The organism is Candidatus Blochmannia ocreatus, from assembly GCF_023585745.1.
Lineage (GTDB): Bacteria > Pseudomonadota > Gammaproteobacteria > Enterobacterales > Enterobacteriaceae > Blochmanniella > Blochmanniella ocreatus.
Map to the genome: position 1 here is coordinate 707,917 of NZ_CP097762.1, position 15,370 is coordinate 723,286.

The following is a 15,370-nucleotide window of genomic DNA, read 5'->3' on the forward strand; positions in this document are numbered from 1 at the left end:
AACAAGACTGGAGTTATGCAGGTGTGTTAAAAAACAAACATAGTGTTTTTTATTTTTTATAAGCGCTATATAACACAGCAATTCCACCGGTTAAATTAGTATAACTAGCATTAGTGAATCCTGTTTGTGTAATAATATCTTTTAATGTTTCTGGATCTAAATTCATACGAATAGATTCTACAAGATATTGATAACTATCATGACTGCTTGTTATAACTGCGCCTAATTTAGGTAGGACGTTAAATGAGTACAAATTATACAGCTTTTTAAATGACGAAAAAGTAGGCGCTCCAAATTCTAAAATTAATAGTTTTCCTCTAGGTTTTAGTACTCTGTATACTGAAAACAGTGCTTTTTCTTTATTTGTAAAATTTCGTAATCCAAAAGAAATTGCAATACAATCAAAAGTATTACTAGGAAATGGTAAATATTCGGCATCAGCCTGTATATATATTATATTGTTCAGTATTCCTAAATTTCGTAATCTATCACGCCCTTTACATAACATAGTATAGTTTATATCTAGTAGCACTACTATTCCTGTGTTGCCGACTAGTTTTGAAAATTTTATGCTTAAATCCCCAGTACCTCCAGCCAGATCTAAAACTTTGTTCCCAGAGTGTACTTCACTATGTTGTAGTGTATAATGTTTCCAAATTCTATGTATACCAAATGACATTATATCATTCATTAAATCATATTTATTTGCTACAATATCAAATATATTAGATACCATAGAATTTTTTTTTGTTTTTTGAATATTTTTAAATCCGAAATGGGTCATGTCTTTATCGTGTTTATATTTCATATTTTATAATAATATTTATTATGTATATTAGATAATTAAAATTTAACAAAATTAAACTTGTTGTTTCAATTTTTATGAAATTAATGATTTTTTATTATTAATAATGAAATTATTTTCTTTATTAAGAAAAATCTAAAAAAAAATTTATTTATATGTACTTGTTATACAAGTATTATCATGTGATTCCTTGTGAGAAGGAGTAGTAGTAGTGATAATTGGTTGTTTTATTTGTACCCCGAGTGCTTTAAAACTTTCTGCTTTGCTAATAATATTTCCTTTTCCTTCAGAAAATTTATTTTTTGCCGCGTTATATACAGTCTCAGCTTTATGTAAATAAACTCCAATTTTATTTAAATCATCTATAAATAACCTTAATTTATCGTATAAATTACTTGCTTTATCAGCAATTTTTTTTGCATAGCAGTTTTGATATTCATATTGCCATAAATTATTAATAGTACGTAAAGCTATTAATAATGTTGTAGGGCTAGTTAACATAATATTACGTTTCATAGCATCTGTTAATAATGATGGCTCTGTTTTTATGGCTAAAATGAATGCTGATTCAATTGGTATGAACATTAAGATATAATCTAATGTATTTAGTTCAAATAATTTTTGATAATCTTTTTTATTTAATGATTTTATATGATTACGTATTGAATTAATATGATCGGTAATAGCTAATCTTTTTTCTTCTTTATTAGTGCTATTAAAATAACGTTCATATGCTATTAAAGATACTTTGGAATCAATAATTACCTTTTTATTTTTAGGTAAATGTATTACAACATCAGGTTGTAATCTGTATCCATCTTTATGTTTTATACTATTTTGTATATGGAATTCATATCCCTCACGCATTCCAGAAGATTCTAACGCACGAGTTAGAATAACTTCGCCCCAGTTTCCTTGTATTTTATTATTTCCTTTTAAAGCTTGTGTTAAATTAACAGTTTCTTGAGTGATTTTTGCATTTAATTGATGAAGAGTACGAATTTCATAGGTTAATGAATGTGTTGTTTTTTCTTCTAAATTAAAATTATTTTGCATTTGTTTTTTAAATATATCTAATTGTATTTGTAAGGGAGATAGTATGTTTTCAAGGGAGAGTTTGTTTTGTGTTTCTAACTGTGATCTGTTTTTCTCAAAAATTCGATTTGCTAAATTTTCAATTTGTATGGTTAATTTATGTTCGTTATCAATAAACAATTTTTGTTTTTCTTCTGTTGATATTTTATGTTCTTCTAATCGGATAGATAATTCTTTTATTTTTAATGCTTGTATATGATTCAGATCCATTTGCTTTTGCAATTCTACATTTAATTTCTCATATTTTTGATAATAACAATTGAATAATTTTAATTTTTCTTCAGCAGTGGATAGTTTTCCGTGTAATTCGCATACTGTTTGTAATGTATGTTGTAATTTTTTTTCAGTGTTTTGACGTAAATTAGATTCATTTTTTAAATTTTCTGTAGAAATAGATAGAATTTTTTTATGATTTAAATAATTTTTTTTATATTTTTTTATATAAATTTTAACTGTAATTACAGAAAATATTCCGGTTATTATAAATCCTATAAATATGTTAATTATATCATAAAAATATATTGGTATGTTCATTGTATATTTTTTATAAAAAATAATATTTTAATATTGGTTTAGTTAATAGGAATTATATATAAAATAATATATTTTTTTAAAAAATTTTCTTTTTAAATCATTTCTTATGAATGAAAATTCATTGTTGTTGTAAGTAACAAGTTGTTTCATTTGTTGAAAAGCATTGTATAAAGTATTTGGTATTAAAAATAAGAAATTTTTCAAAATTTATTATATTTTTTAATGTATAAAATTTATATAATTTGTATATTTTTAGTGAGAATGATATGGGCTCCTTCTATCACTACTTTTATAGCATGTTCTTCAGCAGATTGTATTATTTTACAATTGGGGGTTTCATTTTTTGCACGATTGATTACAACGCCTGCAACCATTCCTGCTTTTAGTTTTTGGGTTAAACACATAGTTAATAGTGTTGCGGATTCCATTTCGTAACTTATAACACCTATATTTTTCCACTCTTTTATAGAACCCCTGAATTTTTTAATGATTTTTCCAGAAAATGTATTATATCTTTCTTGACCTGGATAAAATGTATCTGAAGATACAGTTACACCAATATGATATTTAATACCAATTTTTTTTGCTGCTTTAATGAGTGATAGACTGCATAATAAGTCTGCTGCTGCAGGAAATTCTATAGGAGCAAAATGTCTGCTTGTTCCGTCATACCGAACTGCAGCAGTAATAATTAGTATATCTCCTGTATTTATATATTCTTGGATAGCACCCGCAGTACCCACCCGTAAAAATGTTGTTATACCTAATTGAGATAGTTCTTCTACAACGATCGAAGTAGAAGGTCCACCGATACCGGTTGAACATATAATGACTGTATTTCCATTAATTTGAGCAGACCACGTATTAAATTCACGATTACTACAAATATGTTTTGGATTATTCATTAGGAGTGCAATTTTTTTTACCCTATTTGGGTCTCCTGGAAGAATAGCTAAAGTCGCATCTTGTATGTCTTTAATGTGTAATCCTAAATGAAATGTATGAGTGATAGGCATATAATAAGTTTTATGTGATTTTTAATTTGTATTAAAAGTATTTTTTTAATTTTTAAAAATAATTATTGTAATTTCTTATGCATAAGATTATTTAAAAATAAATATTTTAGTGTTATTAATGTTGATTAGTTAAACATAGATAAAATGAAAATATTCAGTGTATTTACATAACAATAAGCAAAAATATAACTGTTCTAATATAAGAATATAGTATTGAACAGTTTTTGTGATTTTACTACTGGTCACGCAGCGTTTTTGCGGCGGATATCATGTTATTTAATGATTTTTTTATTTCTATCCATGATCTTGTTTTTAATCCGCAATCAGGATTAATCCATAATCGAGTTTTAGGAATATATTTTAATAGTTGATTAATTTTTTTTATTATTTCCTTCTTTGTTGGTATGTTTGGAGAATGAATATCATATACTCCAGGGCCAATTTCATTTAAATTATTTATACAATTATGTATAGATGTTAGTATGTTTTCATTAGATCTAGATGCTTCAATACTAATCACATCTGCATCTAATCTTCCAATAACGTGCATTATATCATTAAATTCGGAATAACACATGTGTGTATGTATTTGGGTTGTATCTTTTACTGATGATATAGTTGTATTAAAAATATTAATTGCCCATTCTAAATATTGTTTTTGATCGCGGTATTTTAGGGGTAATCCTTCTCTTAAAGCAGGTTCATCAATTTGTATAATTTTAATACCTGTTTGTTCTAAATCTAATACTTCTGCTCGTATAGCCAGCGCTAGTTGTAGAGCTATTGTTTTAAGTTCTATATCTTCTCGTAAAAATGACCAAATTGTTATAGTAATAGGTCCAGTTAATATGCCTTTTATTGGTTTTTTAGTTAATGTTTGTGCATAATGTATCCATTCTTTAGTAATAGGTTTGGATCTACTAATATCACCAATAATTATGGGTGGTTTCACACAACGTGATCCATAGCTTTGTATCCATCCATTTTGCGTAAAAATAAAACCATCTAAGTTTTCTCCAAAGTATTCTACCATATCATTTCGTTCAGGTTCTCCATGTACTAGTACATCGAGCCCTAATTTTTCTTGTTCTGTAATAATTTTTTTAATGTATTTTTTAATATTAATATTATAGAAGTTTTTTTCTATTTTATTTTTTTTTAAATCTGCGCGAAGTTTACGGATTTCTTTAGTTTGAGGAAATGATCCTATAGTAGTTGTTGGGAGCATTGGTAAGTTAAGTGTATTATGTTGTAATACAGATCGTTTTACATATTTGGTGTTTCTAGTTTTTGGAATATTATCAATGTTTTTTAATTGTTTTGCGATATTAATATTGTGCATTATATCGTAATGTGTTTTAAAATATTTGTAGTCATTACAGTATGATAACAATGTATCTGCACATGCATTAGAATCATTTGTATTTTTAGAATTTAGCGCAGCACACAACATTTTTATTTCTAGACATTTTTGTATTGAGAAAGCAAAACATTTTTTAATGTGTGTATCTAATTGATTTTCTAGATCCAAATCTATTGGAATGTGTAAAAATGAACAAGAAGGTCCAATCCATAATTTTCTTTCTGTTACTATAGGGGATAATTTTTTAAACCAATTGTGTAGATTAGTTTTCCATATGTTACGTCCATTTATTATTCCGGCAGATATGACCCAATGTTTTGGTAGTGTTTGGTGTAGTAGTGATATATTATTAGAATTAGAAACTAGGTCTACATGTAATCCATCTATTTTTAATTGTGTTATAGTATTAAGTTGATGGTGTATGTCATCAAAATAAGTAGTCAATAATAGTTTTACTTTTCCATGTAATTGTTCATAAGTACTTAAATACGCTGACGTCCATAATGTTGGTAGTTCTAATGATAATATAGGTTCATCAATTTGAATCCAATTAATATTTTTTTTTGATATTATCTTTAATATTTTTTTATAAACTTTTAATAAACTAGGTAATAGTGATAATCGGTTAAAAGTTTTGCCCGTTGTTTTCCCTAACCATAGGTAACTTATTGGTCCTAATAGTATTGGTTTGACCGGATATTTTAGAGATAGAGCTTCATCAATTTCGTCGAATAATTGCATCCAATTTAATTGGAAGTCTTGATTTTCAGAAAATTCTGGCACTATGTAGTGATAGTTAGTATTGAACCATTTTTTAAGTTCTGATGGTGCTATTAGTTTGTTATCTATAAAACAACCTCTACTTATTCTAAATAGTGTATCTAAATTAGCTTGTTTTTCATTGTCACAACGATGTCTCTTTGGAATATTGTTTACCATTAAACTAGTAGATAAAACATGATCATACCATGCAAAATCACCAACCGGAATCCAATCCATACCGCATTCTTTTTGTTTCTCCCAATGACGAATCCTAAGCATACGTCCTATTTCTAATAATTGTTCTGGTTTAATTAAGTTGTTCCAATAACTTTCTAAAGCGTATTTTAATTCTCTGTGTGCTCCAATGCGAGGAAACCCTAATGTATGACCAATGATCGTCATAATTTGCTCCAAAGGTTATTTAATATTTTGCAGTGTTTTGAAATCAGAATAATGTAAATTACGAAAAATAACATACTTTTATTAAAAGTGAACGAGAGACTTATATGATCTCTTCATAATTACATAAATTTTTATAATTTAAATAAATTAAACATCATATACATTAATTACTTTGTATCACTGATAATTATACTAGTTACTTACATATAGTCAAATAACAAAACTATAAATATTTATTTATAGTTTTAAGGATTTTAATTTATTTATTAGTTTTGGATCATAGATTTCATTTTTTTCATTGCATTTTTTTCTAATTGACGCACTCGTTCAGCAGATACTCCATATTGATTGGCTAATTCTTGTAACGTAGTCTTATTATTATTTACATTTAACCACCTTGCTTTAATAATATGTTGACTACGTTTATCTAAAGTGTTTATGGCAATCTTTAGTTTATTATTTATTCGATCTTGCCATTCATTTTCTTCATTGGAAATAGTTATATTATCTTGTGAATAATATAGTACTGCTGGAGTAGTTATCGTGGTTAAAAAATTTCGGTGATCTTCATCTGAAGGTTGCTCAAATGTCATATCTTGCGCGGCCATACGTGATTCCATTTCTCTTACGTCTTTACTAGTGACATTTAGTGTTTTTGCTACTATTTCAATTTCTCCTGCATTAAACCAACCTAAACGTTTTTTAGTTTTTCTTAAGTTGAAAAATAATTTTCTTTGTGCTTTAGTAGTTGCAATTTTTACTATTCTCCAGTTTTTTAAGACATATTCGTGTATTTCTGACTTAATCCAATGTACCGCAAAAGATACTAAGCGCACATCTAGTTCTGGATTAAATCTACGCACAGCTTTCATTAAGCCAATGTTACCTTCCTGTATTAAATCAGCTTGTGGCAATCCATATCCCGAATAATTTCTCGCAACGTGTATAACAAATCTCAAATGTGAGACAATGAGTTTTTTTGCGGCGTCTAGATCGCCGTGGTAATATAAACGTTTAGCCAAGGATCGTTCTTCTTCTGCTGTTAATACAGAATAAGTATTAGCTGTTCTTATGTAAGCTTCTAAGGTTCCTTGAGAGATTAAGGTTTTTCGATTTTGTATGTTTTTTGGCATCTATACTCCTGAAATTTCATGTATGCAAAAATTATTATTAGTGTAATAAGTTTTGGTAAGAATTTTAAATTTTATACCAAGCGTGTGAATCATGATTATAGTTACATTAATTAATGGAATTATAACATGATTATTATTGATATAACTGTTAATTTCATGATATTTGAATTGTTCATAATTTGTAATTAGTTATAAATATTTGATTCTTTATGTTATAGTGAAAGATATAAATAATTTATGATAAGTAAAATATTTAATAGTTTGAAATTGGATAGTTTATATAAAACTATATTGTATTTTCATGCATAAAAAGTTAATGTATATATTTTTCAGTTTTATTATTTATTACTTAATAAGTAAAAAATTGATTTTTTTAAAATTGATTTTCTAATACAGAAATATAGATTACAGTATAAGCATACTGAAAAATAATAAATGTATGCTTTAGATTTCCTACAGTTAAAGAGCATTTTTAAATACAGTTAGTATGTGGATTTAAAGATTAGTTTTATTTTGACAAAATAGCTTCAACAAAATCATGTGGTTTAAATGGTTGTAAATCATTAATATTTTGTCCTATTCCAATATACCGTATTGGAATAGAAAAGTGATCTGCTATGGACAACAATGTCCCCCCTTTAGCACTGCCATCTAATTTCGTCATTATAATACCGGTTATGTTGATAACATCATGAAAAATATGTACTTGATTAATAGAGTTTTGTCCAGTATTAGCATCGAGAACTAGTATAGTTTCTTGTGGAGCTTGGGGATTTATTTTTTTTATGACTTTAACAATTTTTTTTAGTTCCGAAATTGCATGGAGTTGATTTTGTAATCTGCCTGCAGTGTCTATAATTAATAAATCTGCAGATTTTAATTGCGCTATTTTAATAGCTTTAAATATTACGGCAGCAGGGTCAGAAGTAGTATAATTTTTTATTATTTCATTACAACCGCTGCGTTTTCCTAAAATTTCTAGTTGATCTATTGCTGCTAATCTGCTAGTATCACCTGCAGCTAGTATGACTTTTTTTCCCCCTAATTGGTAATGATAAGCTAATTTTCCAACAGTGGTAGTTTTACCTGATCCGTTTACTCCAATCATTAATATAATAAATGGTTTTTGTGTGTCTGGTATAAGTAATGGTTTATTAGAAGAGTTGATTATTTTTAGCATTTCATCCTGTAATATTTGATAAAATAAATTTTTGTTACAATTTATATTGGTATGAATGTAATTTTTTAAATTATTGATGATTTTTTGAGTAGTTTGGATACTTACATCTGCGAGTAATAATTGATGTTCAATATTATTAAGTAATGTAGTGTCAATTTTTTTTTGTCCATATATCAAATTAATAATATTGTCTCCTATTTTTTTTCGGGTATTTAATAAGGTCTTTTTTAATGTATTTAAAAAATTATTTTTATAGTTCATATAGATTCCTTTAATTAGTACCAATATATAAATTTTAAGTTAATTTATTACGCACGAATTACCTTATAAAGGTTTATACTGCTCGAATATAAGATATTATATAGTTTTATAGTAGTAGTTTTGATTATTTTTTGTACAGTGATTTAAATATATTTAAGATGATAATTAATTATATAGTATATGTTGCGCGCTAAAATTAGTAGTTAATGATTAATTATAAGTATATGAAATTTATAAAAAGTATGTACAATTTTGATAAACATTTGTTTATAGAGTAGTGTTGCGTAAATAGAAATTTATTAAGAAATTATTAATTTTGATAAAGATATATTTCTGATATAAGAAAAATTATAAATCTATAAATAATCAGAGGTATAAATATGTTTGGTACAATTAGAATTACTGGAGGCAAGTGGAAAGGGCGTAAAGTATTTGTTGGAAAAGATTCTCAAGTTCGTCCAACTACTAATCGTATTCGTGAAATGTTATTTGATTGGTTAAATCCTATTATTTTTAAATCTCTATGTTTAGATTGTTTTGCTGGTAGCGGAGCATTAGGTCTAGAATCATTATCTAGAGGAGCCAATAAAGTGACTTTTTTAGATATAGATTATACTTGCATTAAAAGATTATTAGAGGTGACTAGATTATTTTTAGTATTGAATAGTAATGTTATATGTATTGATTGTTGCACATGGTTAAAAAAATCAACTGAAATATACAATGTGGTTTTTATTGATCCTCCGTTTCAGAATAATGATTTAATAACTAAAGTTATCAACTTATTAGAGAAATATAATCGTTTGTCAACGGAATCTTGGATTTATGTAGAGAATTTAAGATACAAATATACTCAACATACATATATAGTTCCAGCTAATTGGGATTTATATAAGAAAAAAGATACTAAAAGAATTACGTGTAGTTTGTTTTGCAGAACATCATAACTATATATTATTAGTGGCATATAATATATAGTTATGTTTATAACAAAATTTTTGTTGTATATAACTTTCATTGTACATATGATGATACAATCATATATTTAGCTGTTTTAAATAATTTGTATAAATTTTAATTACTCCAAGATTTATAAACTTTAATTAATTCATAAGATGAACTGTCATAATGATTAGTAAAAATTAAATTTTTATGTTTTATCTTTGGGAGAATACTGCTGGATAATTGTTTCCCCAATTCGACGCCCCATTGGTCGAAGGTATAAATATTTAGTATGATGCCTTGGGTAAATATTTTATGTTCATACAACGCAATTAGCGCTCCTAAAGTATAAGGGGTAATTTTTTTAATTAATATAGAATTACTAGGGTTATTTCCTTTACATGTTTTAAAGGGAATTAAATTTTTTGCATGTATGTCATGCATGCTTATTTCTTGCTGTATATCTATTGTTGTTTTGCCAAAGGCTAAAGCTTTAGTTTGAGCAATAAAATTTGATACTAATTTTTCATGATGATCAGAGATAGACACGTGACTATTTATTGGTATTATAAAATCGCATGGAACCATCTTTGTTCCTTGATGTAATAATTGGTAAAAAGAGTGTTGCCCGTTCGTACCTGTTTCACCCCATATAATTGGTCCAGTTTGATATGTAACAGGTAATCCGTTGCGGTCTGTACATTTTCCGTTAGATTCCATGTTTAATTGTTGTAAATATGCTGTGAAACGATGCATGTATTGATCGTATGGTAATACTGCTTCAGTTTCTGTGTGAAAGAAATTATTGTACCAAATTCCAATAAGAGCTAATATGACAGGCAGGTTTTTATTAAAAGGTGTATGGTAAAAATGTGTATCCATAGCATGAGCGCCAGTAAGTAATTCTTCAAAATTATCTGGTCCTAATGACAGCATAATAGATAATCCAATAGAGGACCACAAAGAATAACGTCCGCCTACCCAATCCCAAAGTTTGAACATGTTTGTTATTGGATTAATACCAAATCGGTTTACTTCTGTGGTATTTGTAGATAACGCTATGAAATGTTTAGAGATGTTTTCTTGGTGATGATTTTTAATGTTTTTTAAAAACCAATGACGCGCACTATGTGCGTTAGTCATAGTTTCTTGAGTAGTGAAAGTTTTTGACGCTATTATAAATAGCGTAGTTTCTGGATGTAAATTTTTAAGCGTTTCGAAAATTTGGGTACCATCCACATTAGAAATAAAATGTATGTTCAAATGGTTTTTGTAGGGTGTTAATGCTTCGGTTACCATGTGAGGACCGAGATTAGAGCCACCAATTCCTATATTTATAATATCTGTAATTTTTTTGTTTGTATAACCTGTCCATTTTCCTTGAATCACGGAATTACAGAATTGTTTCATTTTTTTTAACATTGTATTGATTTTCGGCATGATGTCGTATGCATCTACTAGAATAGGTGTGTTTTTTCTATTTCTTAGGGCTATATGCAATACAGCACGGTTTTCAGTTCGGTTAATTTTTTTTCCACAGAACATATCAGAAATAGCGTTTGTAAGATCACATTCTATTGCTAAAGATATAAGATATCTGATAGTTTCTTCTGTGATTAAATTTTTGGAGTAATCAATTAATATTTCATTTTCGAACATTTCAGAGAAACTAGAAAATCTAGTTTTGTCTTGTTGAAATAAAGTAGAAATTGATGTATTTTTTATTTTTGAGAAATGTTGTTTTAAATATTTCCAAGATGTAGTTTTAGTGGGGTTAATATTTTTCATAATTTGTATTATTATTTTTATAAATTTAGTTATAGAAAACATTTCATGTTAATTATTGCGTTATATGAAATTTTTTCAATTTTTTTCGAAGTTCATGATATGTGAACGTAATGGTTAATTATTTTAATATAAATACTTTATGTTAAGATAATATTGCAAATATATAAATTTAGACAATAAATTTTAATGTATTGGATGTTTTTTACAAAATTAATTTTTTATTGAATTTTATCTTATTTAGTTTTTATGTTTATGAAAAAGAAAATTATGTATTGTTATTATTTTAGTGTATTTAAAAGATTTAAAATAAATGTAGATTTATGTATTTTAGTGAAATTTTAATGAATTTATTTAAATACATAAACTTGAGTGAAAGTATTATTTAATATACGTAATAATTTAACCAATTAGCAAATAATAAATATGCGTGGCTTCTCCAAGTAATTTTTGGAGTTAATTTTGGATTATTTTGAGGAAAATAATTATCAGGTAGTGACGGATTTAATCCTAAATTAATATCACGAAAATATTCTTGTGATAACGTTTGAGCATCGTATTCAGGGTGTCCTGTTAAAAATATCAGTTTTTTATTTTCGTTAATCATTAGATAAACACCAGCTTCATCAGATTCTGCTAAAATTTTTAAATCTGTATTTTGATAAATTAGGTCTTTTGGGAAATCTGAATAATGAGAATGTGGAGCCATGAATATTGTGTCAAATCCTTTTGTTAAAGCAGTATAAGTATTTGTAGTATGATGTTGATAAATTCCAACTATTTTTTTTTTTCGAACGCATTGCGGAAAATTATATAATATTTTTAAGGCTGCTTGGGTCGCCCAACATACAAATAAAATGGAAGTGATATGTTCTTTTGCCCATAAAATTAATTGCTTAATTTGAGGCCAAAATGTTATCTTAGAGAATTCAATTAGCCCCAAGGGAGCTCCAGTAATTATAAGGCCATCAAATTCTTGATATTTTACATCTGTAAAGTTACAATAAAATTTATTTATGTGTTCGGAAGGTGTGTTTTTGGAAATATGGTTATCTATGCGTAGCAGTTGGATATCAATTTGTAAAGGAGAATAAGACAATAGTCGTAAAAATTGATTTTCTGTTTCAATTTTTTTTGGCATTAAGTTGAGAATTAATATTTTTAGTGAACGAATTTTTTGAAAAATGTCCCGCGATTTTTGCATTATGAAAATATTTTCTTTTTTCAATGATTGAACCGCAGGCAATTCGTCTAATACCCGAATCGTCATATTATTACAACCTTAGTACAAAAAATATATGTAAGATGTATATCTTAATTTATATCGTGTATCTTGTGTATTTTTTATAGAAATTTTTAAAAATATATAAATTTATGTTAAATAATCTGGATAAGAATTTATGGTATTAAAAATAATAAACTCACTTTATTCCTGAGGGTTTCAGGATATTGAAATTATTTATACAAGAATACTGAATAACACTTAGTTTAGTTTATTTTTTTCATGGAATATTTATGTTTTATAAATGCTTATTCTATTATTAGATATAGGCCTGAGTGGAATTGAACCACCGACCTCACCCTTATCAGGGGTGCGCTCTAACCAATCTGAGCTACAAGCCCATATATATAATACTATATAGAGAAATTATATATATATTTTCAATATCGTATTTAATTTATATATTAATTATTTAAATTATCTGTGTGAATAATTATGTATTAAGTGCATATCCAGATATTTTTATCGCAAAAATATTCCGTAATTATAGCACAATTGATTACTTTAATTCAAGTGATTATGTTGTTTTAGTTTTTATAATTAATTTAATTAATATTAATTATTTTTAATGATTCATTATATTTAAATTTTGAAATATGTTAATTAACTTTTATTGATTAGTATTATTTTAATATTTGAATTAGTATATAATAAATATTATTAAATAATATTTAATGTTGTTCTATAAAAAACAATGTTTTTATTGAGTTTTTTATGATTTTTGACATAATATAATTTTTAGATTAGATAAATAATTTTTAGAATTATTATTGTTTTTGTGAATTGAGATTGTAATTGCATATGCGAATTATATTATATAACTATAAGGGCTCATCGATAATTAATTTTACCTTTAATTATTATATTATTAATTAATAAAAACATTAGGATTGTATTGTTTATGTATTGTTCTAGTAAATTTGATGTTATTGTTGTTGGAGGGGGTCATGCAGGAACAGAGGCGGCTTTAGCTTCTGCTCGGATGAAATGTAATACTTTATTAATTACTCATAATATCGATATGCTTGGACAAATGTCTTGTAACCCAGCAATAGGCGGTATAGGAAAAGGGCATTTAGTAAAAGAAATTGATGCAATGGGTGGAGTTATGGCTTATGCAATAGATAGGTCAGGTATACAATTTAGAATATTGAATAATACTAAGGGTGCTGCTGTTAGAGCGACAAGAGCACAAGCGGATAAAATTTTGTATCGTCAGATAATACGCAACATTTTAGAATATCAAGAATTTTTACATATTATTCAAGGATCAGTAGAAGATTTAATAATTGTTGACAATAAAATTATTGGAGTGGTTGCGCCTAGAATAGGAGTTAAATTTTATGCTAGGTCTGTAGTACTGACAACAGGCACATTTCTTAATGGGAAAATACATATTGGTATGAAGAGTTTTAGTGGCGGGCGATCTGGAGATACAGAGTCATCTACATTGTTATCGGAGCGACTAAAAAATCTATCGTTTCGAATAGGTCGTCTAAAAACTGGTACTTCTCCTAGAATACATTCTAGAAATATTAATTTTGATATATTAAATATTCAATATAGTGATGATCCTGTGCCTGTATTTTCATTTATTGGATCAGAAACACAACATCCTGAGCAAGTACCATGTTATATTACGCATACTAATCATGAAACGCATGAGATAGTGAAATCAAATTTGCATCAAAGCCCTATATATACTGGATTAGTACAAGGTAAATCACCAAGGTATTGTCCATCTATAGAAGATAAAATTATACGTTTTTCAGATAGAAATTCTCATCAAGTTTTTTTAGAACCAGAAGGATTAAGCACCCCAGAAGTTTATCTGAATGGTATTTCTACAAGTTTACCATTTGATGTGCAAAAAAAAATAATTAAATCTATTAAAGGTTTAGAAAATGCTAATATTACTAGACCGGGTTATGCAATTGAATATGATTTTTTTGACCCTCGTGATTTAAAGTTAACGTTAGAAAGTAAATTGATTGTTGGTTTATTTTTTTCTGGACAGATCAATGGTACCACTGGGTATGAAGAAGCTGCTGCCCAAGGATTGCTAGCAGGTATTAATGCGGCAAGATTTGCTAAAAATAAAGAGGGATGGTATCCGAGAAGAGATCAGGCTTATTTAGGAGTGCTTGTAGATGATTTATGCACGCATGGTACTGAAGAACCATATCGTATGTTTACTGCTCGAGCAGAATATCGTTTATCTTTACGAGAAGACAATGCAGACTTGCGATTAACTGAAATTGCAAGAAACTTAGGTTTAATAGATGATATACGGTGGAAAAAGTTTTGCATGAAAAAAGAAAGTATTGAAAAAGAACGGCAAAGACTGCGTGGTATTTATATTTTTCCGTGTAGCCCAGAAATAACGAAATTAAATAATTTTCTTAAGTCACCTTTGACACGTGAGATTAATGGGGAAGAGTTGTTAAGAAGACCAGAAATTGATTATATTAAATTATCTCGATTAAATACTTTTTTTCCGTCTATTTTAACTATAGATAAAAAAGTATTAGAACAAATCGAAATTCAGATTAAGTATGAGGGATACATTCATCGTCAAACAGAAGAGATAGCAAAGCATATTTTTAATGAAAGCGTTCTATTACCTGCCGATATAGATTTTAATAGTATTTTTGGTTTATCTAAAGAAGTAGTTGAAAAGCTTAATAATTGCAGACCTTATTCTGTCGGACAAGCTTCTAGAATTTCTGGCGTTACTCCCGCAGCTATTTCTAATTTACTAGTTTGGTTAAAAAAACAAGGTTTATTAATTAAAAGTAATATGTATTGAA

The 15,370-nt window shown here is 27.2% G+C and carries 10 protein-coding genes and 1 tRNA gene; 2 read left to right on the forward strand and 9 right to left on the reverse strand.

Annotation, left to right across the window (positions count from 1 at the left end):
- Positions 1–49: 49 nt before the first annotated feature.
- The 6 genes from ubiE to ftsY all read right to left on the reverse strand — a co-directional run bounded on the left by ubiE (position 50) and on the right by ftsY (position 8,551).
- Complete coding sequence (gene ubiE / locus M9405_RS03070; RefSeq protein ID WP_250223219.1) at positions 50–808, reverse strand: bifunctional demethylmenaquinone methyltransferase/2-methoxy-6-polyprenyl-1,4-benzoquinol methylase UbiE; 759 nt, start codon at positions 806–808, stop codon at positions 50–52.
- Positions 809–952: 144 nt separating this feature from the next.
- Complete coding sequence (gene rmuC, locus M9405_RS03075) at positions 953–2,434, reverse strand: DNA recombination protein RmuC (RefSeq protein ID WP_250223220.1); 1,482 nt, start codon at positions 2,432–2,434, stop codon at positions 953–955.
- A gap of 233 nt (positions 2,435–2,667) precedes the next feature.
- The gene (udp, locus tag M9405_RS03080; protein ID WP_250223221.1) at positions 2,668–3,450 is read right to left on the reverse strand and encodes a uridine phosphorylase; all 783 of its coding nucleotides are present in this window, start codon (positions 3,448–3,450) and stop codon (positions 2,668–2,670) included.
- 235 nt (positions 3,451–3,685) lie between these two features.
- On the reverse strand, positions 3,686–5,977 hold the full coding sequence (gene metE / locus M9405_RS03085; protein ID WP_250223222.1) for a 5-methyltetrahydropteroyltriglutamate--homocysteine S-methyltransferase: 2,292 nt from the start codon (positions 5,975–5,977) through the stop codon (positions 3,686–3,688).
- A 266-nt stretch (positions 5,978–6,243) separates the two neighbouring features.
- On the reverse strand, positions 6,244–7,110 hold the full coding sequence (rpoH, locus tag M9405_RS03090) for an RNA polymerase sigma factor RpoH (RefSeq protein WP_250223223.1): 867 nt from the start codon (positions 7,108–7,110) through the stop codon (positions 6,244–6,246).
- A 508-nt stretch (positions 7,111–7,618) separates the two neighbouring features.
- Positions 7,619–8,551 carry a signal recognition particle-docking protein FtsY gene (ftsY, locus tag M9405_RS03095; protein ID WP_250223224.1) on the reverse strand — a complete coding sequence of 311 codons (933 nt, stop codon included), beginning with the start codon at positions 8,549–8,551 and terminating at the stop codon, positions 7,619–7,621.
- A 380-nt stretch (positions 8,552–8,931) separates the two neighbouring features.
- Between ftsY and rsmD the strand changes: the two genes are divergently transcribed.
- Positions 8,932–9,498, forward strand: coding sequence for a 16S rRNA (guanine(966)-N(2))-methyltransferase RsmD (rsmD, locus tag M9405_RS03100; RefSeq protein ID WP_250223225.1), 567 nt, complete (start codon positions 8,932–8,934; stop codon positions 9,496–9,498).
- A gap of 127 nt (positions 9,499–9,625) precedes the next feature.
- Here the strand turns inward: rsmD and pgi are convergent, their stop codons facing one another.
- The 3 genes from pgi to M9405_RS03115 form a co-directional block, all read right to left on the reverse strand.
- Complete coding sequence (pgi, locus tag M9405_RS03105; protein ID WP_250223226.1) at positions 9,626–11,281, reverse strand: glucose-6-phosphate isomerase; 1,656 nt, start codon at positions 11,279–11,281, stop codon at positions 9,626–9,628.
- Between the two features lie 382 nt (positions 11,282–11,663).
- Positions 11,664–12,548: a homoserine O-succinyltransferase gene (locus tag M9405_RS03110; RefSeq protein ID WP_250223227.1), complete on the reverse strand. Its 885-nt coding sequence runs from the start codon at positions 12,546–12,548 to the stop codon at positions 11,664–11,666.
- A gap of 278 nt (positions 12,549–12,826) precedes the next feature.
- A tRNA-Ile gene (locus M9405_RS03115) sits at positions 12,827–12,901 on the reverse strand.
- A 560-nt stretch (positions 12,902–13,461) separates the two neighbouring features.
- On the opposite strand from M9405_RS03115, the gene mnmG reads away from it, so the two are divergent.
- Complete coding sequence (gene mnmG / locus M9405_RS03120) at positions 13,462–15,369, forward strand: tRNA uridine-5-carboxymethylaminomethyl(34) synthesis enzyme MnmG (protein WP_250223228.1); 1,908 nt, start codon at positions 13,462–13,464, stop codon at positions 15,367–15,369.
- Position 15,370: the final 1 nt, after the last annotated feature.

Coding starts and splice junctions, on each gene's coding strand:
- rsmD (WP_250223225.1), top strand. CDS start 8,932: ATGTTTGGTACAATTAGAATTACTGGAGGCAAGTGGAAAGGGCGTAAA.
- M9405_RS03110 (WP_250223227.1), bottom strand. CDS start 12,548: ATGACGATTCGGGTATTAGACGAATTGCCTGCGGTTCAATCATTGAAA.
- metE (WP_250223222.1), bottom strand. CDS start 5,977: ATGACGATCATTGGTCATACATTAGGGTTTCCTCGCATTGGAGCACAC.
- ftsY (WP_250223224.1), bottom strand. CDS start 8,551: ATGAACTATAAAAATAATTTTTTAAATACATTAAAAAAGACCTTATTA.
- pgi (WP_250223226.1), bottom strand. CDS start 11,281: ATGAAAAATATTAACCCCACTAAAACTACATCTTGGAAATATTTAAAA.
- rmuC (WP_250223220.1), bottom strand. CDS start 2,434: ATGAACATACCAATATATTTTTATGATATAATTAACATATTTATAGGA.
- rpoH (WP_250223223.1), bottom strand. CDS start 7,110: ATGCCAAAAAACATACAAAATCGAAAAACCTTAATCTCTCAAGGAACC.
- mnmG (WP_250223228.1), top strand. CDS start 13,462: ATGTATTGTTCTAGTAAATTTGATGTTATTGTTGTTGGAGGGGGTCAT.
- udp (WP_250223221.1), bottom strand. CDS start 3,450: ATGCCTATCACTCATACATTTCATTTAGGATTACACATTAAAGACATA.
- ubiE (WP_250223219.1), bottom strand. CDS start 808: ATGAAATATAAACACGATAAAGACATGACCCATTTCGGATTTAAAAAT.